Source organism: Pseudomonas glycinis (assembly GCF_054871425.1).
In genome coordinates, this window is sequence record NZ_JBTYHF010000004.1 from 38,595 (window position 1) to 59,264 (window position 20,670).

Annotated in this window: 20 protein-coding genes; 10 read left to right on the plus strand and 10 right to left on the minus strand. The window is 60.2% G+C overall.

Features of this window, described 5'->3' with window-relative positions; translation table 11 throughout:
- Nucleotides 1-13: 13 nt before the first annotated feature.
- The 4 genes from ACYSTU_RS10640 to ACYSTU_RS10655 form a co-directional block, all read right to left on the minus strand.
- The gene (locus tag ACYSTU_RS10640) at nucleotides 14-1,141 is read right to left on the minus strand and encodes an NAD(P)/FAD-dependent oxidoreductase (protein WP_498998238.1); all 1,128 of its coding nucleotides are present in this window, start codon (nucleotides 1,139-1,141) and stop codon (nucleotides 14-16) included.
- Nucleotides 1,142-1,290: 149 nt separating this feature from the next.
- Nucleotides 1,291-2,235 (minus strand): ornithine cyclodeaminase family protein, encoded by a 945-nt coding sequence (locus ACYSTU_RS10645; RefSeq protein ID WP_498998243.1) that lies wholly within the window; start codon nucleotides 2,233-2,235, stop codon nucleotides 1,291-1,293.
- Nucleotides 2,236-2,352: 117 nt separating this feature from the next.
- Nucleotides 2,353-3,831 carry an ATP-dependent RNA helicase RhlB gene (rhlB, locus tag ACYSTU_RS10650; protein ID WP_016771585.1) on the minus strand — a complete coding sequence of 493 codons (1,479 nt, stop codon included), beginning with the start codon at nucleotides 3,829-3,831 and terminating at the stop codon, nucleotides 2,353-2,355.
- Nucleotides 3,832-3,927: 96 nt separating this feature from the next.
- A complete protein-coding gene (locus tag ACYSTU_RS10655) occupies nucleotides 3,928-4,584 on the minus strand; it encodes an alpha/beta hydrolase (RefSeq protein ID WP_498998247.1) in 657 nt (218 codons plus the stop codon).
- A 468-nt stretch (nucleotides 4,585-5,052) separates the two neighbouring features.
- On the opposite strand from ACYSTU_RS10655, the gene ACYSTU_RS10660 reads away from it, so the two are divergent.
- The 4 genes from ACYSTU_RS10660 (at nucleotide 5,053) to ACYSTU_RS10675 (ending at nucleotide 9,215) form a co-directional block, all read left to right on the plus strand.
- Nucleotides 5,053-6,084, plus strand: a complete 1,032-nt coding sequence (locus ACYSTU_RS10660) for an amino acid ABC transporter substrate-binding protein (RefSeq protein ID WP_016771583.1) — start codon at nucleotides 5,053-5,055, stop codon at nucleotides 6,082-6,084.
- 66 nt (nucleotides 6,085-6,150) lie between these two features.
- On the plus strand, nucleotides 6,151-7,332 hold the full coding sequence (locus ACYSTU_RS10665) for an amino acid ABC transporter permease (protein ID WP_071174462.1): 1,182 nt from the start codon (nucleotides 6,151-6,153) through the stop codon (nucleotides 7,330-7,332).
- 10 nt (nucleotides 7,333-7,342) lie between these two features.
- Nucleotides 7,343-8,437, plus strand: coding sequence for an amino acid ABC transporter permease (locus tag ACYSTU_RS10670; RefSeq protein ID WP_024011693.1), 1,095 nt, complete (start codon nucleotides 7,343-7,345; stop codon nucleotides 8,435-8,437).
- 13 nt (nucleotides 8,438-8,450) lie between these two features.
- Complete coding sequence (locus tag ACYSTU_RS10675; RefSeq protein ID WP_016771581.1) at nucleotides 8,451-9,215, plus strand: amino acid ABC transporter ATP-binding protein; 765 nt, start codon at nucleotides 8,451-8,453, stop codon at nucleotides 9,213-9,215.
- Between the two features lie 57 nt (nucleotides 9,216-9,272).
- Here ACYSTU_RS10675 and ACYSTU_RS10680 read toward each other — a convergent pair whose 3' ends face one another.
- Both ACYSTU_RS10680 and ACYSTU_RS10685 read right to left on the minus strand, forming a co-directional pair.
- Nucleotides 9,273-9,761: a type II toxin-antitoxin system MqsA family antitoxin gene (locus tag ACYSTU_RS10680; RefSeq protein WP_217879365.1), complete on the minus strand. Its 489-nt coding sequence runs from the start codon at nucleotides 9,759-9,761 to the stop codon at nucleotides 9,273-9,275.
- Nucleotides 9,758-10,069 (minus strand): type II toxin-antitoxin system MqsR family toxin, encoded by a 312-nt coding sequence (locus ACYSTU_RS10685; protein ID WP_498998255.1) that lies wholly within the window; start codon nucleotides 10,067-10,069, stop codon nucleotides 9,758-9,760. The genes ACYSTU_RS10680 and ACYSTU_RS10685 overlap by 4 nt, the downstream gene beginning before the upstream one ends.
- Before the next feature lie 166 nt (nucleotides 10,070-10,235).
- Here ACYSTU_RS10685 and ACYSTU_RS10690 point away from each other — a divergent pair, with 166 nt between their 5' ends.
- The 5 genes from ACYSTU_RS10690 (at nucleotide 10,236) to ACYSTU_RS10710 (ending at nucleotide 14,214) form a co-directional block, all read left to right on the plus strand.
- A complete protein-coding gene (locus tag ACYSTU_RS10690) occupies nucleotides 10,236-10,895 on the plus strand; it encodes a FadR/GntR family transcriptional regulator (RefSeq protein WP_016771578.1) in 660 nt (219 codons plus the stop codon).
- Complete coding sequence (locus ACYSTU_RS10695) at nucleotides 10,885-12,189, plus strand: CynX/NimT family MFS transporter (RefSeq protein WP_024011695.1); 1,305 nt, start codon at nucleotides 10,885-10,887, stop codon at nucleotides 12,187-12,189. Before ACYSTU_RS10690 ends, ACYSTU_RS10695 begins: the two co-directional genes overlap by 11 nt.
- A 190-nt stretch (nucleotides 12,190-12,379) precedes the next feature.
- A complete protein-coding gene (locus ACYSTU_RS10700) occupies nucleotides 12,380-12,850 on the plus strand; it encodes a nuclear transport factor 2 family protein (protein WP_071174467.1) in 471 nt (156 codons plus the stop codon).
- Between the two features lie 41 nt (nucleotides 12,851-12,891).
- A complete protein-coding gene (locus ACYSTU_RS10705) occupies nucleotides 12,892-13,194 on the plus strand; it encodes a GIY-YIG nuclease family protein (RefSeq protein WP_073473642.1) in 303 nt (100 codons plus the stop codon).
- 84 nt (nucleotides 13,195-13,278) lie between these two features.
- Nucleotides 13,279-14,214 (plus strand): glutathione S-transferase family protein, encoded by a 936-nt coding sequence (locus tag ACYSTU_RS10710; RefSeq protein WP_217879367.1) that lies wholly within the window; start codon nucleotides 13,279-13,281, stop codon nucleotides 14,212-14,214.
- A gap of 117 nt (nucleotides 14,215-14,331) precedes the next feature.
- Here ACYSTU_RS10710 and ACYSTU_RS10715 read toward each other — a convergent pair whose 3' ends face one another.
- The gene (locus ACYSTU_RS10715) at nucleotides 14,332-14,682 is read right to left on the minus strand and encodes a glutaredoxin family protein (protein ID WP_498998261.1); all 351 of its coding nucleotides are present in this window, start codon (nucleotides 14,680-14,682) and stop codon (nucleotides 14,332-14,334) included.
- On the minus strand, nucleotides 14,682-15,686 hold the full coding sequence (gene yejK / locus ACYSTU_RS10720; RefSeq protein ID WP_016771572.1) for a nucleoid-associated protein YejK: 1,005 nt from the start codon (nucleotides 15,684-15,686) through the stop codon (nucleotides 14,682-14,684). Before yejK ends, ACYSTU_RS10715 begins: the two co-directional genes overlap by 1 nt.
- Before the next feature lie 395 nt (nucleotides 15,687-16,081).
- Here yejK and ACYSTU_RS10725 point away from each other — a divergent pair, with 395 nt between their 5' ends.
- On the plus strand, nucleotides 16,082-16,363 hold the full coding sequence (locus ACYSTU_RS10725) for an HU family DNA-binding protein (protein ID WP_003221909.1): 282 nt from the start codon (nucleotides 16,082-16,084) through the stop codon (nucleotides 16,361-16,363).
- A 193-nt stretch (nucleotides 16,364-16,556) separates the two neighbouring features.
- On the opposite strand, the gene rlmF is transcribed toward ACYSTU_RS10725, so the two are convergent.
- Together rlmF and ACYSTU_RS10735 are read right to left on the minus strand one after the other, a co-directional pair.
- Nucleotides 16,557-17,576, minus strand: coding sequence for a 23S rRNA (adenine(1618)-N(6))-methyltransferase RlmF (gene rlmF / locus ACYSTU_RS10730; protein ID WP_016771571.1), 1,020 nt, complete (start codon nucleotides 17,574-17,576; stop codon nucleotides 16,557-16,559).
- A gap of 233 nt (nucleotides 17,577-17,809) precedes the next feature.
- Nucleotides 17,810-20,656: a valine--tRNA ligase gene (locus tag ACYSTU_RS10735; RefSeq protein WP_016771570.1), complete on the minus strand. Its 2,847-nt coding sequence runs from the start codon at nucleotides 20,654-20,656 to the stop codon at nucleotides 17,810-17,812.
- Nucleotides 20,657-20,670 lie beyond the last annotated feature (14 nt).

Below are 20,670 nucleotides of genomic sequence, written 5' to 3' on the forward strand. Positions count from 1 at the left end.
CGAGTCGATGCGATCAAGCCAGTCGGGCCGGGGAGAGCATGGCGCTGTCCAGACCGAATTGATGCAGGTGCTCGGGAAACGGCTCGCCGCGCACCAGCGCCGCACTGGCCTGGCCCATCGCCGGCGACGTCTGAATACCGTAACCGCCCTGCGCAGCGACCCAGAACAGCCCTGGCACTCGGGGATCGAAGCCGCTGAGCAGATCACCGTCGGCAACGAAACTGCGCAGACCGGCCCACGTGCGGGTCGGGCGGCGGATGGTCAGCGTGGTGGCCTCTTCGATCTGATAGATGCCCATGGCGATGTCGAGTTCTTCCGGCTGCACGTCGTGCGGTTCGACCGGATCGGCGTTGGCCGGCGAGCCGAGGAACATGCCGGCGTCGGGCTTCATGTAGAAAGATTCGTCGAGGCTGACCAGCATTGGCCAGTGATGAGTGTCCACGCCTTCCGGGCCGGCAAAGATAAATGCGGCGCGGCGCTTCGGTTGCAGCCCCAGCGGCTGCGCTCCGGCCAGGGCAGCGATCTTGTCGGCCCAGGCACCGGCGGCGTTGATGAGCACCGGTGCGCTGAATGTCTCGCCGTTGGTCTGCACGATCCACAGGCCATCGGCATCGCGGCTCAAGCCGAGCACCTCGCAATCGGTGCGGACTTCGCCGTGATTGCGCCGAATGCCGCGCAGGTAGCCTTGATGCAGCGCGTCGGTGTCGATGTCGCAGGCCGATGGGTCGTAGATCGCGCCGTGGACTTTTTCCCGGCGCAGGATCGGCAGGCGCGCGCAGGCTTCGTCGGCACTGAGCAGTTGCATCTGCGGCACGGTGGCTTTGGCGCTGAGGTATTGGTTGTTCAGTTCGGCGGGATCACCGATGAAGTCGACGGTCATTTCGCCGCGTGGGGTCAGCAGCGGGTGCTCGCAGAAGCCGCTCGGAGGACTGTCGAAAAACGCGCGGCTGGCCTGAGTCAGTGCGCGGACCTGTGCGGTGCCGTAAGCGGCGGTGTACAGCGCGGCGGAGCGACCGGTGGAGTGATAGCCGGGATGGGTTTCACGCTCGAGCACGATCACTTTGCCGTGCGGCGCCAGCCAGAACCCGGTAGAAGCGCCGGCAATCCCGCCGCCGATGATGATGAAATCTGCGTGGCTCATGTGGGTCTCCAGTGGGTACGCAATATCAAGGCGTACGCTAGTCCCTTGTGGGAGCGAGCCTGCTCGCGAAGCGGTGTATCAGTCGACATCTTCGGTGAATGTCAGACCGCATTCGCGAGCAGGCTCGCTCCCACAGGGGATTTTTGGCGTTAGTGGGTTAAGTGATAAACCGCATTGGCGAGGGCAATGTCTTCCAGGCCCAAGCCGATTGAACGGAAGAACACGTGACGGTCGTAACCCGGGCGCTGCACTTTTTCGCTGAGCAAGTCGGCGAGGTCGCCGACAATCGAATCCTTGCTCCAGCCATGCTGTTCGGCGGCAATCAGCATCTCACCTGCCGAACCCGGCGTGGTCAGACGATAGTCGCAGAACACCTGCATGTCGTTGAGGCTTTGCGGCGGTACTTCATGAGCGCGCGGGGCGTTGGTGCTGATCGAGGTGATCAGCGCCGGTTTGTGCAGTTGCGCCGGATCGATCACCGGCCCGGCAGACGAGGTGCAGAGCATGATCACGTCAGCATCGGAGATGGCGGTCTCGCGGCTGTCGGCAATCTTCAGTGACGGCGCGATGGACTTCAACACAGTCTGTGTTTCCGCATCTTCCAGCAGCGATGGCGAATACAGGCTGATGCTCTGCCAGTCGCGCAGCGCCTTGGCGTAATGCAGATGCGCCTGAGCGACCTTGCCGCTGCCGATGATTGCCAGTTGCTGGGCGTCCAACGGGGCGAGGGCGTCGACCGCCACTGCCGTGGTCGCGGCGGTGCGCACGGTGGTCAGTTCGCCGGCATCACAGAGCAGCAGCGGCTGGCCGGTTTTCATCGACATCAACAATGTCCATGCCGTCACCAGCGCACCCTGCTCACGGACGATGTACGGCGAAGTCTTCACTCCGTACACGCCATCCTCGGCCAGCACGCCCAGATAATTGATGAAGTCGCCGGCGCCCTGCGGGAACTCGACCAATTGCTGCGCCGGCTGCACGGCGTTACCGGCCGCCAGATCGCGGAACAGCTTGCGCAGGATTTGCGGAACATCGATACGCGCCAATAGCTCATGGGCCTGGGCTTGATCGATCACATAAGGCGTACTGGACATTTCGCGCTCCGAAACTAAACTTATTTTTCCATTATGGACTTTTAGTTCTGGCGAGCAACCATCGGGCATAAAAAAAGCGCAGTCCGTTTCCGGCTGCGCTTTCTCATATAGCGGGGCTTACTGCGGACGCTTGCGCTCAACCGCGCGCAGCAGATGCGTCGGTGGGGTTTCGCAGCTGATCTTGCGACCGAGTTTTTCTTCGATGGACGGCAACTGGTAGGAGTCGTCCTCGCCGGCAAAGCTGATCGACACACCGTCAGCGCCGGCACGACCGGTACGGCCAATGCGGTGCACGTAGTCGTCCGGCACTTCCGGCAGGGTGAAGTTGATCACGTGGCTGATGCCGTCGATGTGGATGCCGCGACCGGCGACATCGGTGGCCACCAGCACGCGAATCTTGCCTTCGCGGAAACCTTCCAGGGTTTTGATGCGCTTGTGCTGCGGCACATCACCGGAGAGTTGCGCGGCGTTGATGCCGTCACGCACCAGACGCTCTTCGATGCGGCGTACTTCGTCCTTGCGGTTGGCAAACACGATGACCCGCTCCCAACCGTTATCGTTGACCAGGTTGTAGAGCAGCTTGTATTTGTCGGCAGCGGCCACGGCGTAGATGTGCTGCTCGACGTTCTCGTTGGCGACGTTGGTGATTTCGATTTCGACGATGGCCGGGTCGGTGGTCCATTGCTTGGCCAGATTCATCACGTCTTCGGTGAAGGTCGCGGAGAACAGCAAAGTCTGGCGTTCGGACTTCGGCGGGGTCTGGCGAATGATCTGCCGTACCTGTGGGATGAAACCCATGTCGAGCATACGGTCGGCTTCGTCCAGCACCATCACTTCAACCATATCCAGGTGCACATCGCCGCGCTGGTTGAAGTCGAGCAAGCGGCCAGGCGTGGCGACGAGGATGTCGCAATGACGTGCTTCGAGGTGCTTGAGCTGTTTGTCGAAGTCCATGCCGCCGACGAAGGTCATGACGTTGAGGCCGGTGTACTTGGTCAGGTCAGCGGCGTCCTTGGCGATCTGCACCACCAGCTCACGGGTCGGCGCGATGATCAGCGCGCGCGGTTCGCCCATGTAGCGCTCTTTCGGCGGCGGCGTCTGCAGCAACTGGGTGATGATCGAGATCAGGAATGCGGCGGTCTTGCCGGTGCCGGTCTGCGCGCGGCCAATGGCGTCTTTGCCGGCGAGGGTGAAACCCAGCACCTGCGCCTGGATCGGCGTGCAGTACGGAAAGCCCAGGTCCTGGATGGCGTGCATCAGTTCCGGAGCAAGCTTGAAATCGTGAAAGCGGGTTTTGCCTTCCTGAGGCTCGACGACGAAGTCTTCGAGTTTCCATGGAATGACCGGTGCCTTGGGCTTCGGTTCGCGACGAGGCCTGGCCGGTTTCGGCGCTTCGCTGGGTGCAGGCTCTACGGCAATTGGCGCTGGCGCAGCGGGTATTTCTTCTGGCTTCGGTGCGGCTGCGGGAGCGGGGCGGTCGGCCTGCGGGGCATCGGTGCGATGACCGGGGGCGTGCGACGGCGCACTGGGAACTGGCGCGAGCTGCTCAGCCTCGCTTTTACCGAACATCTTCTTGAGTGCTTTGAGCACGGTCATCTCATCAATTGGTTAAGGAATGTACGCCGGCCAGTGTAATGCAAGAATCGGGCGCGGCGTAGTAGGAGGGATCAATGGGCAGGGATTGGTCGACAATCAGCGCAGTCGTTCGCTCAACCAGACACCAATGTCGCGAATCTCTTCAGGTAACACTTCGTGCTCCATTGGGTATTCCTGCCATGTCACGGTGACACCATGCTTCACCAAATGCTCATAGGCAGTGCGCCCCATCGAGTTCTGCACCACACCATCGAACTGACCGTGCAGACACAGCACCGGAATACGCTGCTGACTGGCGGATAACTCCAGTTCGTCGCTGAATGTCGGTGCGTACGTCGACAACGCCAGCACCCCGCCCAGCGGTCCCTGCCATTTCAGAAAAGCGGTGTGCAGCACCACTGCGCCGCCCTGGGAAAACCCGGCAAGGAAAATCCGCGAGGCGTCTATTCCGCTGGCGCGCTCGTTTTCGATCAGCTCGATGATGCGCTCTGCCGACGCCTCCAGTTGGTCGCGATCGATCGCCCGGGCCGGGCTCATGGCCTTGATGTCGTACCAGCTGGGCATGGCATATCCGCCATTTATCGTCACTGGACGGGTCGGTGCCTGCGGCAGCACAAAGCGCGTGCTCAACAGACTTTCCTGCAACGCCTCGGCTACCGGCAGGAAGTCGTAGCGGTCGGCGCCGAGGCCGTGCAGCCAGATCACGCAGGCATCCGCGGGCTTAACAGGCTGAAGAATCAAGGGCTCGGTCATGTCTGCTCCAAAAATGTGCGGGCGCTCTCATTGAGTGCGTGATTGAAGTGCGCGCCCGGTTGATCCGTTAACAAGATGTCGCAAGGTTACAAGTTTAGCTATTGACGTGTCGCGCAATCACTTTCGCAAGCGGTGTGGTACGGCGTTTGCTATGGAGCTTTGCGTACGAAGCATCCGTTGCGCGGCGGTAACACTATCAGTGTCAGTCGCGTGATGGGATAGCAACGAATCCGGTGATGGATGTTCGCCAATGGCCGCAACGGGCTTAGCGAACGTGAAAGGGCTACAGCCCGTTCGGCCGATTGGTGAGAAGTGAGTGATCCATGATGTGGATTTTCTCCTACTAGACTCATAGCGAAGGTCTTACGTCGGTTGACCCCAAAAAAAGCCAACACGGGTCAACAACGCCTCAAAAGGGTGCGACAGGACTCAAGCTCCGACACAACAAGAGCAAAACTGGAGGTTTGAATGAAGATGTTGAAATCCACTCTGGCGGTCGTGACTGCTGCAGCAGTACTCGGCGTCAGCGGGTTCGCTCAGGCGGGTGCAACCCTGGATGCGGTACAGAAAAAAGGTTTCGTGCAGTGTGGCGTGAGCGACGGTCTGCCGGGCTTCTCGGTACCGGATGCGACCGGCAAGATTCTCGGCATCGATGCTGACGTCTGCCGCGCTGTGGCCGCAGCCGTTTTCGGCGACGCCAACAAGGTCAAGTTCAGCCAGTTGAACGCCAAGGAGCGCTTCACCGCGCTGCAATCCGGCGAGATCGACATCCTGTCGCGCAACACCACCATGACCAGTTCCCGTGACGCGGGCATGGGCCTGAAATTCCCGGGCTTCATCACCTACTACGACGGCATCGGCTTCCTGGTGAACAACAAGCTGGGCGTGAAAAGTGCCAAAGAGCTCGACGGCGCGACCATCTGCATCCAGGCCGGTACCACCACCGAACTGAACGTTTCCGACTACTTCCGTGGCAACGGTCTGAAATACACCCCGATCACCTTCGACACCTCCGATGAAAGCGCCAAGTCGCTGGAATCCGGTCGTTGCGACGTGCTGACCTCCGACAAGTCCCAGCTGTTCGCCCAGCGCAGCAAGCTGGCCTCGCCGAAGGACTACGTGGTGCTGCCGGAAACCATTTCCAAGGAACCACTGGGCCCGGTTGTACGTAACGGCGACGACGAGTGGCTGGCGATCGTGCGTTGGGTCGGCTACGCGCTGCTCAATGCCGAAGAAGCCGGCATCACTTCGAAGAACGTCGAAGCTGAAGCCAAGTCCACCAAGAACCCGGACGTGGCCCGTATGCTCGGCGCTGACGGCGAGTACGGCAAAGACCTGAAACTGCCGAAAGACTGGGTTGTGCAGATCGTCAAGCAAGTCGGCAACTACGGCGAAATCTTCGAGAAAAACCTCGGCAAGAGCACTCCGCTGGAAATCGACCGTGGCCTGAACGCCCTGTGGAACAACGGCGGCATTCAGTACGCACCACCAGTGCGCTAATGGTTCTATCGCCCGGCGGGCCAACCGCCGGGTGATGTTCTTGTTCCATTTCTTCCGGGGCACTTCATGCAAAATTCAATCGGCGCACCAAAGCAGAGGCTCAGCCTCAGCGATCCACGAGTGCGTGCGTGGCTATTCCAGATCATCACCGTTGTGGCGGTGGTCTCGCTTGGCTGGTACCTGTTCGACAATACGCAAACCAACCTTCAGCACCGGGGCATCACCTCCGGTTTCAGCTTTCTGGAGCGCAGTGCCGGATTCGGCATCGCTCAAACCCTGATCGACTACACCGAAGCGGACAGCTACGCGCGGGTGTTTGTCATCGGCCTGCTCAACACCCTGTTGGTGACCTTTATCGGCGTGATCCTGGCGACGATTCTCGGTTTCATCGTCGGCGTGGCGCGGCTGTCGCAGAACTGGATCATCGCCAAACTGGCGACGGTGTATGTGGAAGTATTCCGCAACATTCCGCCGCTGCTGCAGATCCTGTTCTGGTACTTCGCAGTGTTCCTGACCATGCCGGGGCCGCGCAACAGCCACAACTTCGGCGACACCTTCTTCGTCAGCAGCCGTGGCCTGAACATGCCGGCCGCACTCGCTGCCGACGGCTTCTGGGCGTTCGTGATCAGCATCGTCCTGGCCATTGTCGGCATCGTGCTGATGTGCCGCTGGGCCAACAAGCGTTTCGAAGAAACCGGCGTACCATTCCACAAGTTCTGGACCGGCCTGGCAATTGCGCTGGTGATCCCGACCCTGTGCGCGCTGATCTTCGGCGCTCCGTTGCACTGGGAAATGCCCGAGCTCAAGGGCTTCAACTTTGTCGGTGGCTGGGTGTTGATCCCGGAACTGCTGGCGTTGACCCTGGCGCTCACCGTGTACACCGCAGCGTTCATCGCCGAGATCGTGCGTTCCGGGATCAAGTCGGTCAGCCATGGCCAGACCGAAGCGGCGCGTTCGCTTGGCCTGCGCAACGGCCCGACCCTGCGCAAGGTGATCATCCCGCAAGCCCTGCGCGTGATCATTCCGCCGCTGACCAGCCAATACCTGAACCTTGCGAAGAACTCCTCGCTGGCCGCCGGTATCGGTTACCCGGAAATGGTTTCGCTGTTCGCTGGCACCGTGCTCAACCAGACCGGGCAGGCCATCGAAGTGATTGCCATCACCATGAGCGTGTACCTGGCGATCAGTATCAGCATTTCCCTGCTGATGAACTGGTACAACAAGCGCATTGCGCTGATCGAGCGGTAAGGAAAAGCGCATGAGTACTCATACTTTCAAACCCGACATGCCTCCACCGAACAGCAGTATCGGCGTGGTGGCGTGGATGCGCGCAAACATGTTCTCCAGCTGGCTCAACACCCTGCTGACGCTGTTTGCGTTCTACCTGATCTACCTGGTCGTGCCACCGATCCTCAGCTGGGCGATCGTCGATGCCAACTGGGTCGGCACCACCCGCGCCGACTGCACCAAGGAAGGCGCCTGCTGGGTGTTCATTCAGCAGCGCTTCGGCCAGTTCATGTACGGCTATTATCCGACTGAACTGCGCTGGCGCGTCGACCTGACCGTGTGGCTGGCGGTCATTGGCGCAGCACCGCTGTTCATCTCGCGCGTGCCGCGTAAAGCGGTGTACGGCCTGAGCTTCCTGGTGCTGTACCCGATCATCGCCTTCATCTTGTTGCACGGCGGTTTCGGTCTGACCACCGTGCCGACCAGCCAGTGGGGCGGCCTGATGCTGACCCTGGTGATCGCCACCGTCGGCATCGCCGGAGCATTGCCGCTGGGCATCGTGCTGGCGCTGGGACGACGTTCGAACATGCCGGCGATTCGTGTGGTCTGCGTGACTTTCATCGAGTTCTGGCGCGGCGTGCCGTTGATCACGGTGCTGTTCATGTCCTCGGTAATGCTGCCGCTGTTCCTGCCCGAAGGCATGAACTTCGACAAGCTGCTGCGGGCGCTGATCGGCGTGATCCTGTTCCAGTCGGCGTACGTCGCCGAAGTGGTGCGCGGTGGTCTGCAAGCGATTCCCAAAGGGCAGTACGAAGCGGCAGCAGCGATGGGCCTCGGTTACTGGCGTTCGATGGGCCTGGTGATTCTGCCGCAAGCGCTGAAGCTGGTGATTCCGGGCATCGTCAACACGTTCATTGCGCTGTTCAAGGACACCAGCCTGGTGATCATTATCGGCCTGTTCGACCTGCTCAACAGCGTCAAGCAAGCCGCCGCCGACCCGAAATGGCTGGGCATGGCCACCGAAGGCTACGTGTTCGCCGCCCTGGTGTTCTGGATTTTCTGTTTTGGTATGTCGCGCTATTCCATGCATCTGGAACGCAAGCTCGACACTGGCCACAAGCGTTAGGAGTTCTCTGTAAATGAGCGAAGCAATCAAAAAGCCTGTGGGTCCGGAAGGCATTATCCAGATGCAGGGCGTGAACAAGTGGTACGGCCAGTTTCACGTACTCAAAGACATCAACCTCAACGTCAAACAGGGCGAGCGCATCGTCCTGTGCGGCCCGTCGGGTTCCGGTAAGTCGACCACGATTCGTTGCCTGAATCGTCTGGAAGAACACCAGCAGGGCCGCATCGTTGTCGATGGCGTGGAACTGACCAACGACCTCAAGCAGATCGAAGCGATCCGTCGCGAAGTCGGCATGGTGTTCCAGCACTTCAACCTGTTCCCGCACCTGACCATTCTGCAGAACTGCACCCTGGCGCCGATGTGGGTGCGCAAAATGCCCAAGCGCAAGGCCGAAGAAATTGCCATGCATTACCTGGAACGCGTACGCATTCCGGAGCAGGCGCACAAGTACCCGGGGCAACTGTCCGGCGGCCAGCAACAGCGTGTGGCGATCGCCCGCGCCTTGTGCATGAAGCCGAAAATCATGCTGTTTGACGAGCCGACTTCAGCGCTCGATCCGGAAATGGTGAAAGAGGTTCTCGACACCATGATCGGTCTGGCCGAAGACGGTATGACCATGCTCTGCGTGACCCACGAAATGGGCTTTGCCCGCACCGTGGCCAACCGCGTGATCTTCATGGACAAGGGCGAAATCGTTGAACAGGCCGCGCCGAACGATTTCTTTGATAATCCGCAGAATGATCGGACCAAGTTGTTCTTGAGTCAGATTTTGCATTGATGCCCGTCAGGCACTGAAACAAACCCGGACTCAGTTCCGGGTTTGTTTTATCTGGGCTCATCTGGCCAGAACAGGTTTCCGCTCCGGGTAACGAGTTTCCAGAAGCTGTTTGAGACCGTCGTCTGTGTGAAGTGCCTGAATTTCCTCTAGCAGATCGGGATGACGATCCAGAAGCCGCATCAGTGTGAACAACGGCTGCGGCGGAGCCAGTTCGCCGCGTTCATATCGTGAAAACGCATTATGCCCACCTCCTGACAGCCACTTCACCGCACTTCTTTGAGTGAGATGGAGCTTTCGGCGAATACGCTTCATTTCGGTACCGATCAGCCCAAGTACGTCTTCGAGTAATTGATCGCCGGCATCTACGTAGCGCTCGGCACTGTCGGTACCACTGTCAAAAATGATTTCGCCACAGACCCTGCACTCCCAGCCAGCGAGAAGGTGTACGGGCCGCGAAAACTGTTTGTAATTGACGTCGAGACTGCGATCTTGAAAGTGGTGCATTGCGTGTTCGGCGCCGCAACTCAGGCATTGCCTCTTGCTCATGTGTTTTTCTCCTTGAAGGAGATCACCGGAGAACCACCGCTGGTGCAGTAGGTCACTTTGATGTAGATCTCCCGATTTCGAAACGATACGTGATAGACGTCGTGCCAGTTCCGATGGTTTGAATAAGAGGTCATGGATTTGTAGAGCATCCGCCGCTCAAGCGTTGCCACAACCTGCATCATCACTTTCCAGGACATGCCCATGTCCCGACCTGTCTCAAGTGCATAACGTGTAAAGGCTTCTTTGCCTCGTCTGATTACTTCGGCCTTCACGACTGCCAAGTCGTAATGGGGCGTGTTCTTTTTCATAAGAAGCCAAAACCCTGTCCCTGAAATTACCCTTAAAGGGTAATTTTGACCAATCGAAAATGCCGCTCCATGTGTCTCCGATTGACCCTAGGTGGTTGCCGTCCTACATGGGTCTGACTAACATGTCGGAAAATTCATCCTATGATTGGATGAAAGGGCGAGGCACATGTCAGACATTTCCCCTTTGATCAAGCGATCCCTGGTCGATCAGGCTTTGGATCAACTGCGTCAACGCATCAACAGCGGTGCGTGGCAGGTCGGCGAGCGTCTGCCGACCGAGCCTGAGCTGTGCGCCGAGCTGGGTATCAGCCGCAACACGGTGCGTGAGGCGATGCGTGTTTTGGCGTTTTCGGGATTGATCGAAATTCGCCAAGGCGACGGCAGTTATCTTCGTGCGCTGGTCGACCCGCTCGACACACTTAAAGCGCTATCGCGTTGTTCGCTGGAGCAGGCCCGGGAGACCCGGCACATCCTTGAAGTCGAGGCCATCGGCCTGGCCGCGTTGCGCCGTACCGATGAGGATCTGGCGGCGCTGCGTGAAGCGCTCGGCACCAGCGGCAGCCATTACCACGGCGATCTCGACACCTATATCGCCTGCGATCTGGTGTTCCATCGCCGACTGGTCGACGCCGCGCACAACCCGACCCTCAGCGAGTTGTATCGCTACTTTTCCAGCATCGTCGGCGCGCAATTGCGCCAGACCCTGAATATCTCCCCGCGCCGTCAGGAAGTGTTCGATCTGCACATCGACTTGCTCGATGCGGTCGAGCAACGCGACCCGGAACGGGCCAAAGCCTTGTCGAGGCAGTTGATCAATGAACCTTGAAACCGAGAAAACCATGTCCCGCAGTGAGTTATCCACAGCGTCGAAACGCACCCCCGAACTTGAAGAGCTGCTGATCGATGCCGAGGCTGATGACGAGCAGGTGCAGCAAAGCCATCCGTTGGTGAAACGTCCATGGTTGCTGCTGCTCGGGCTGATTCTCGTGGCGCTGAACCTGCGCCCGGCGTTGTCGAGCATGGCGCCGTTGCTCAGCGAGGTCTCCAGAAGCCTCGGGCTGACTGCGGCGCAGGCGGGATTGCTGACCACGTTGCCGGTGCTGTGCCTGGGCTTGTTCGCACCGCTGGCGCCGATTCTGGCGCGGCGTTTCGGTGCTGAGCGGGTGGTGTTGGGGATTCTGCTGACACTGGCCGGCGGCATCATCCTGCGCAGCAATTTCGGCGAGATCGGGCTGTTCGCCGGCAGCGTCCTTGGCGGCGCCAGCATCGGCATCGTCGGCGTGCTGCTGCCGGGCATCGTCAAGCGCGACTTCGCCAAACACGCCGGGACCATGACCGGCGTCTACACCATGGCGCTGTGCCTGGGCGCGGCGATGGCGGCGGGTTCGACCGTGCCGCTGAGTGAACACTTCGGCAACAGCTGGGCGATGGGCCTGGGCTTCTGGGTGATTCCGGCATTGGTGGCCGCAGTGTTCTGGCTGCCACAAGTCGGCTCCAAACATGGCGCACACAACGTCGCCTATCGCGTGCGCGGGTTGCTGCGTGATCCGCTGGCCTGGCAGGTGACCTTGTACATGGGCCTGCAATCGTCGCTGGCCTACATCGTGTTTGGCTGGTTGCCGTCGATCCTCATCGGGCGCGGGCTTACACCGACTCAGGCCGGATTGGTGCTGTCCGGTTCGGTGATCATTCAGCTGGCCAGTTCGCTGGCCGCACCGTGGCTGGCGACCCGTGGCAAGGATCAGCGTCTGGCGATCGTCGTCGTCATGGCGCTGACCCTGGCCGGCCTGTTCGGCTGCCTGTACGCACCGATCGAAGGTCTGTGGGGCTGGGCGATTCTGCTCGGCCTGGGGCAGGGCGGTACGTTCAGTCTGGCCCTGACCCTGATCGTCCTGCGCTCGCGCGATTCCCATGTCGCGGCGAACCTGTCGAGCATGTCGCAGGGTTTTGGCTACACCCTGGCGTCCATGGGGCCTTTCGCCGTGGGTGTGGTCCATGACTGGACCGGCGGCTGGAATGCGCTGGGCTGGATTTTCGGCATTATCGGCGCCGGTGCAATCCTCGCCGGGCTGGGTGCCGGCCGGGCGCTGTATGTGCAGGTGCAAAGCGAAAAGATCTGAATGCACTGGTTGCAAATGTGGGAGCGAGCCTGCTCGCGAAAGCGGTGTTTCAGTCAACATGGATGTTGAATGTTGAATTGCCTTCGCGAGCAGGCTCGCTCCCACAAGGGTTTTGCGTATTGCCGATAGTGTTTCTGCGCGCGGCAGATTATGGTGCTGGCAATCTGTACCTATTTTTTTGGAGACTGCCTTGAGCGAAGCCCATAGCGCCCTGATCACCCGCTTCTACCAGGCTTTTCAACGCCTCGACGCCGAGGCCATGGCCGCTTGCTACACCGATGACGTGGTCTTCAGCGATCCGGCCTTTGGTGAACTGCGCGGGCGCGATGCCGGCGACATGTGGCGCATGCTGACTACCCGCGCCAAGGATTTCTCCCTGACCTTCGACAACGTCCGCGCCGACGAACGCAGCGGCGGCGCACACTGGGTCGCGACCTACCTGTTCAGCCAGACCGGCAACATCGTCATCAACGATATCCAGGCGCGTTTCGTGTTCCGTGACGGCAAGATCTGCGAGCATCACGACCACTTCGATCTGTGGCGCTGGTCGCGCCAGGCGCTCGGTTTCAAAGGCCTGCTGCTGGGCTGGACGCCGCTGGTACGCAACGCCGTCCGCGCCCAGGCGCGCAAGGGACTGAAGGCATTTCAGGCCGGGCGCTGATAAGATCGCCGCCTGTTTTCCTACACGTTCAGATCACCCAAGTGACCAGTCTTAGCGAACAATCCGTCGATGCTGCCGAGCCAGTGAGCAAATCCTGGTTCGTCTACCTCGTGCGTGCCGCCAATGGCTCGTTGTACTGCGGAATCAGCGACGACCCGGTGCGGCGTTTTGCCAAGCACCAGAGCGGCAAGGGCGCGCGGTTCTTTCTCTCCAGCCCGGCGATGGCGCTGGTCTACACCGAACTGTGCCGCGACAAAAGCGATGCTTTGCGCCAGGAACGGCTGATCAAAAAGCTGCGCAAAAGCGCCAAGGAATGCCTGGTGGCGTCTTATCAATCTGACTGATTGGTTCCCATCAGGCAGATCTGTAGGCTGCTAATCAAATGCACGCTAAGCTGCGGGCTCACTATCTGAGCGGCGGAGCCGAGCATGTCCGAGTTGATTCTGCACCATTACCCGACCTCTCCATTCGCCGAGAAGGCCCGCCTGCTGCTGGGTTTCAAAGGCCTGTCCTGGCGTTCGGTGCATATTTCCCCGGTGATGCCAAAGCCGGATCTGACGGCGTTGACCGGTGGCTACCGCAAGACTCCAGTGTTGCAGATCGGTGCTGACATCTATTGCGACACCGCACTGATCGCTCGACGCCTGGAACAGGAAAAAGCCCTGCCGGCGTTCTTCCCCGAGGGCCAGGAAATGACCAGCGCCAGTTTTGCGGCGTGGGCCGATTCGGTGGTTTTTCAGCACGCGGTGAGCCTGGTGTTCCAGCCGGAATCGGTGGCGGTGCGTTTCGGCAAATTGCCTCCGGAAGCGATCAAGGCATTCCTGGCCGACCGCGCCGGTTTGTTCAGCGGTGGCAGCGCCACGCGTCTGTCCGCCGAGCAGGCCAAACATCAGTGGCCGACGATCATGGCGCGTCTGGAGCAGCAGTTGCAGCGCGAGCAGGGCGACTTCCTTTTTGGTGAGCCGTCGATTGCCGACTTCGCCCTGGCGCATCCGATGTGGTTCCTCAAGGCGACGCACGTCACGGCGCCGCTGGTGGATGAATATCCGGCGGTGGCGGCGTGGCTGGGTCGAGTGTTGGGGTTCGGCCATGGCGCAGCGAGCGAGATGTCTTCCGCCGAGGCACTGGAGGTCGCGCGTAACGCGACGCCAGCGGCATTGCCGGATGAGCGGTTCGTTGATCCGAACGGCTTCAAGGCGGGCCAGCAAGTGGCAATTGCCGCTATCGATTACGGCGTTGATCCGGTGGTGGGCGAGCTGCTGTTTGCTGGCCGTGAAGAGCTGATCATTCGCCGTGAAGACGAACGTGGCGGCGTGGTGCATGTGCACTTTCCGCGCTTTGGGTTCCGTATCGAGGCGCGCTGATTTATCGAGTCAGCTGCAAAACCTGTGGGAGCGAGCCTGCTCGCGAAGACGATGGATCATTCAACATGTCGTTGGCTGATGCAGCGCTTTCGCGAGCAGGCTCGCTCCCACAATGGATTATTTGAGGGCAGCGAGGATTTCTTCCGGATCAAACCCGCGAATCAACGTACCGTTCACATCAATCAGCGGAATCCCGCGTCCACCCAATGCCTCATACGCCTTGCGCGCATCGGCATCCTTCTCGATGTCGTACTCCTTGAACGGTATGCCCTTGCTGTCGAGAAAGCGTTTGGTCTGTTTGCAGTAGCCGCACCAGTCGGTGGCATAGAGCACGACACTGGCCTGCGCCCGGGTCTGCTGCGAGACCATCTGCGAGGGATTGAACACTGGCTCGATCTTGCCCCAGTTCTGATAAACCACGACCACCAGCAGCACCAGGGCGACTTTTTTCAGCACGTTGCCGAGCATCAGTTACGCCGCTTCAACTGGTCGGTCAGCGAAGTCGGCAGGCCTTTGATGATCAGGGTGCCGTTCTCTTCGTCGTACTCGATCTTCGAACCCAGCAGATGCGCTTCGAAGCTGATCGACAGGCCTTCGGCGCGGCCGGTGAAGCGGCGGAATTGATTGAGGGTGCGCTTGTCTGCCGGAATCTCTGGCGAGAGGCCGTAGTCCTTGTTGCGAATGTGGTCGTAGAAGGCCTTCGGGCGTTCTTCGTCGATCAGCTCCGACAGCTCCTCAAGGCCCATCGGTTCGCCGAGCTTGGCCTGGCTGCTGGCGTAGTCGACCAGAGTCTTGGTTTTCTCGCGGGCCGAGTCTTCCGGCAGGTCTTCGCTCTCGACAAAGTCGCTGAAGGCTTTGAGCAGGGTGCGGGTCTCGCCGGGGCCGTCGACGCCTTCCTGGCAGCCGATGAAGTCGCGGAAATACTCCGAGACCTTCTTGCCATTCTTGCCCTTGATGAACGAAATGTACTGTTTGGACTGCTTGTTGTTCTGCCACTCGGAAACGTTGATCCGCGCGGCTAGATGCAACTGGCCAAGGTCGAGATGGCGCGAGGGCGTCACGTCGAGCTCGTCGGTCACCGCCACGCCTTCGCTGTGGTGCAGCAGGGCGATTGCCAGATAGTCAGTCATGCCTTGCTGATAGTGGGCGAACAGAACGTGGCCGCCCACCGACAGGTTGGATTCTTCCATCAGCTTCTGCAGATGCTCGACCGCCACTTTACTGAATGCGGTGAAGTCACGGCCGCCGTCCATGTACTCCTTCAGCCAGCCGCTGAAGGGGAATGCGCCGGATTCCGGATGGAACAGGCCCCAGGCTTTGCCCTGTTTGGCGTTGTAGCTTTCGTTGAGGTCGGCGAGCATGTTTTCGATGGCTGCGGACTCGGCCAGTTCAGAGTCACGGGCGTGCAGAACTGCGGGCGTGCCGTCGGGTTTTTTGTCGATCAGGTGGACGATGCAATGACGGATCGGCATGGGCTTCTCGGCTATTGGAAGGGAGGAGGGCAGGCTCCCCCGAAAAAGCGCTCAGTGTACCGCAACCACTGGTTTTGGCGCGGGTTGCAGGGCAAAACCGGGGCGCGCGCCCCGCCTTAAGCGGTTTTTTACCGATTTAGCGCAATAAAGCTGACCAAATGGGTAGCTAGAGGCGGATATTTCCTTGTCGCTGTGCTAGTTTTGCCCGGTCTTACGCGAAGTCACTGCGTTAAGCGTGCATTCAGCATTTGTCAGGTCGAACCAAACCCTGATTTCGGCATCTATAACCCGACTCGTCGTGGTTATCGCCGAGGGTGCCAGATCCAGAAGATCGGGCTCGATGGCTGACACTGCACTCTGCAATCCATATGAATTTGATAGGGAAGGAACACTACATGGCTCTTACTAAAGACCAACTGATCGCCGACATCGCTGAAGCTATCGACGCGCCGAAAACCACCGCGCGTAACGCTCTGGACCAACTGGGCCAAATCGTTGCCGATCAGCTGGAAAACGGCGGCGAAATCACCTTGCCAGGTATCGGCAAGCTGAAAGTGACCGAGCGTCCTGCCCGCACCGGCCGTAACCCTTCGACTGGCGCTGCCATCGAAATCCCTGCAAAGAAAGTGATCAAGCTGGTTGTGGCCAAAGGCCTGACCGACGCTGTGAACAAGTAAGACGCAGCGATAAAAAAACCGTGCTTCGGAGTGATCCGGGGCACGGTTTTTTTGTGTCTGTGATTTGACGGTCAAGTCGCGGGCAAATGTGGGAGCGAGCCTGCTCGCGAAAGCGGTGGGTCAGTCGATATTGAAGCTGACTGACACGCTGCCTTCGCGAGCAGGCTCGCTCCCACAGGGGATCTACAGCGCCTTAGCGCACCCAGCGCTCACGCCGCCAGATCTGCTGCTCGGACTTGGTCTGGAAGGTCCAGGCGACAAAGCGGCTCTGCTTCTGCCCCTGCGACATCTCCACGACCTGACTCTCCAGCACGCCAGCCTTCTTCAGTGCCGTCTCGATGGCCGGCAGGTTCGAGGCCTTCGACACCAGGGTGCTGAACCACAACACCTTGTGCTGGAAGTTCGCGCTCTCGGCAATCAACTGCGTCACGAAGCGCGCTTCACCGCCTTCACACCACAGCTCCGCCGATTGCCCGCCGAAGTTCAGCACCGGCAGCTTGCGTTTCGGGTCGGCCTTGCCCAAGGCGCGCCACTTGCGCTCGCTGCCCTTGGTCGCTTCTTCCATCGAAGCGTGGAACGGCGGGTTGCACATGGTCAGGTCGAAACGCTCGCCCGGCTCCAGCAAACCGATGAGGATGTGCTTGCGGTTCTCCTGCTGGCGCAGCTGGATCACTTTGCTCAGATCATTGGACTGCACGATGGCTCGCGCCGCCGCCACGGCTGTAGGGTCGATCTCCGAGCCGAGGAAGTGCCAGCGGTATTCGCTGTTGCCAATCAGCGGATACACGCAGTTGGCGCCCATGCCGATGTCCAGCACGTTGACGATCGCGCCGCGCGGCACTTTACCGTCGTTCATGCTCGCGAGCAGGTCGGCGAGAAAGTGCACGTAATCGGCACGCCCCGGAACCGGAGGGCAGAGGTAGTCCGCCGGGATGTCCCAATGTTGAATGCCGTAGAACGCCTTGAGCAGCGCCCGATTGAACACACGTACCGCGTCGGGGCTGGCGAAGTCGATGCTTTCCTTGCCGTACGGGTTGGTGATCACATACTTGGCCAGTTCCGGCGTGGTCTTGATCAGTGCCGGAAAGTCGTAACGACCCTGATGGCGATTGCGCGGATGCAGGCTGGCCTTCTCGCGCGGCTCGACGGCTTTGCTCGGGGACGCGGCGTCAGGCTTCTTGCGCGCAGGTTTGGGTGTGCGGGGGGCGGTCATGGGCGTGGTCGATTCGGGTATGGCTGAAAGTGGCGGGTATTGTCCCACATCTGAAGGCAACACCGTTCAAACTGTGGGAGCGAGCCCGCTCGCGAAGGCGGTTTCACATCCGGCAGATTTGTCGGCTGATACAGCGCTTTCGCGAGCAGGCTCGCTCCCACAGGGGACTCGAGGTTTTGCAGGAATAAAAAAGGGAGGCCACTTGGGCCTCCCTTTTTCACTGCGGTTTGCCGTTACAGACTGGCAATCCGCGCGTGCTGCTCGGCCAGTTTGCCCAGGGCTTGTTCGGCCTCGGCCAGTTTGGCGCGTTCCTTCTCGATGACTTCGGCCGGGGCCTTGTCGACGAATCCTGCGTTGGAGAGCTTGCCGCCAACGCGTTGGACTTCGCCCTGCAGACGCAGGATTTCCTTGTCCAGACGTGCCAGTTCCGCGCCTTTGTCGATCAGGCCGGCCATCGGCACCAGCACTTCCATCTCGCCCACCAGTGCGGTAGCGGACAGCGGTGCTTCTTCGCCAGCGGCGAGCACGGTGATCGATTCCAGACGCGCCAGCTTCTTCAGCAGCGCTTCGTTCTCGCTCAGGCGGCGCTGGTCTTCAGCGCTGACGTTCTTCAGGAAGATCGGCAGTGGCTTGCCCGGGCCGATGTTCATCTCGCCACGAATGTTGCGCGTGCCGAGCATCAGTTCCTTGAGCCATTCGATGTCGTTTTCCGCCGCCGGATCGATGCGCTCCTCGTTGGCCACCGGCCAAGGCTGCAGCATGATCGTTTTGCCCTGAATACCGGCCAGCGGCGCGATGCGCTGCCAGATTTCTTCAGTGATGAACGGCATGAACGGATGCGCCAGACGCAGCGCCACTTCCAGCACACGCACCAGCGTACGGCGAGTGCCGCGCTGACGTTCGACCGGCGCGTTCTCGTCCCACAACACAGGCTTGGACAGTTCCAGATACCAGTCGCAGTACTGGTTCCAGATGAACTCGTACAGCGCTTGCGCGGCGAGGTCGAAACGGAACTGATCCAGTTGACGGGTCACTTCGGCTTCGGTGCGTTGCAACTGCGAGATGATCCAGCGATCAGCCAGCGACAGCTCGTAGGCTTCGCCGTTCTGGCCGCAGTCTTCGCCCTTGTCCAGAACGTAACGCGCGGCGTTCCAGATCTTGTTGCAGAAGTTGCGATAGCCTTCGACGCGACCCATGTCGAACTTGATGTCGCGACCGGTCGAGGCCAGCGAGCAGAAGGTGAAGCGCAGGGCGTCGGTGCCGTAGCTTTCGATGCCATTGGCGAATTCTTCGCGGGTGGCTTTCTCGATCTTCTTCGCCAGTTTCGGTTGCATCAGGCCCGAAGTGCGCTTCTGCACCAGGGTTTCCAGGTCGATGCCGTCGATGATGTCCAGCGGGTCAAGGACGTTGCCCTTGGACTTGGACATCTTCTGGCCCTGGCCGTCGCGCACCAGACCGTGTACGTACACGGTCTTGAACGGAACCTGCGGCGTGCCGTCTTCGTTCTTCATCAGGTGCATGGTCATCATGATCATCCGGGCAACCCAGAAGAAAATGATGTCGAAACCGGTGACCAGCACGTCGGTGGAGTGGAATTTCTTCAGGAACTCGGTCTGCTCAGGCCAGCCCAGGGTCGAGAAGGTCCACAGGCCGGAGCTGAACCAGGTGTCGAGTACGTCGTTGTCCTGTTGCAGCGCAACGTCCGGGCCGAGGTTGTGCTTGGCACGCACTTCGGCTTCGTCGCGACCGACGTAGACTTTGCCCGACTCGTCGTACCAGGCCGGAATCCGGTGGCCCCACCACAGCTGACGGCTGATGCACCAGTCCTGGATGTCGCGCATCCACGAGAAGTACATGTTTTCGTACTGTTTAGGCACGAACTGGATGCGACCGTCTTCAACGGCAGCAATCGCCGGCTCGGCCAGCGGCTTGGTCGATACGTACCACTGGTCGGTCAGCCACGGCTCGATGACCGTGCCGGAGCGATCGCCTTTCGGCGTTTTCAGGTTGTGATCGTTGACACTCACCAGCAGGCCGGCAGCGTCGAACGCGGCAACGATCTGCTTGCGCGCTTCGAAACGTTCCAGCCCGGCGAACTCGGCCGGAATCTTGCCGTCGATGCTCTCGTTCAGCGTGCCGTCAAGGTTGAACACCTGCGCGGCAGGCAGCACGTTGGCGTTCTTGTCGAAGATGTTCAGCAGCGGCAGGTTGTGGCGCTTGCCGACTTCGTAGTCGTTGAAATCGTGGGCCGGGGTGATTTTCACGCAGCCGGTGCCGAATTCAGGATCGCAGTAATCGTCGGCGATGATCGGGATGCGCCGGCCAACCAGTGGCAGCTCGACGAATTTGCCGATCAGTGCTTTGTAGCGTTCGTCGTTCGGGTTAACCGCGACGGCGGAGTCGCCGAGCATGGTTTCCGGACGGGTGGTGGCGACGATCAGGAAGTCATTGCCCTCGGCGGTTTTAACGCCATCGGCCAATGGGTATTTCAGGTTCCACAGGAAACCTTTCTCTTCGTGGTTTTCCACTTCGAGGTCGGAAATCGCCGTGTGCAGTTTGGTGTCCCAGTTGACCAGACGCTTGCCGCGGTAGATCAGGCCGTCTTCATGCAGGCGCACGAAGGCTTCCTTGACCGCTTCCGAGAGGCCGTCGTCCATGGTGAAGCGCTCGCGGCTCCAGTCGACGGACGAGCCGAGGCGGCGGATCTGCCGGCTGATGTTGCCACCGGACTGATCTTTCCACTCCCAGACTTTCTCGAGGAATTTTTCCCGGCCCAGATCGTGACGATTCTGGCCCTGGGCTTCGAGTTGGCGCTCCACCAGCATCTGCGTGGCGATACCGGCGTGGTCGGTGCCCGGCTGCCACAGGGTGTCGCGACCCTGCATGCGGCGGAAACGGATCAACGCGTCCATGATCGCGTTGTTGAAGCCGTGACCCATGTGCAGGCTGCCGGTGACGTTCGGCGGCGGGATCATGATGGTGTAGGACTCGCCCGCGCCTTGCGGGGCGAAGTAGTTCTCGGACTCCCAGGTCTTGTACCAGGAAGTTTCAATGGCGTGCGGCTGGTAGGTCTTATCCATGCGCGGCGGGACCC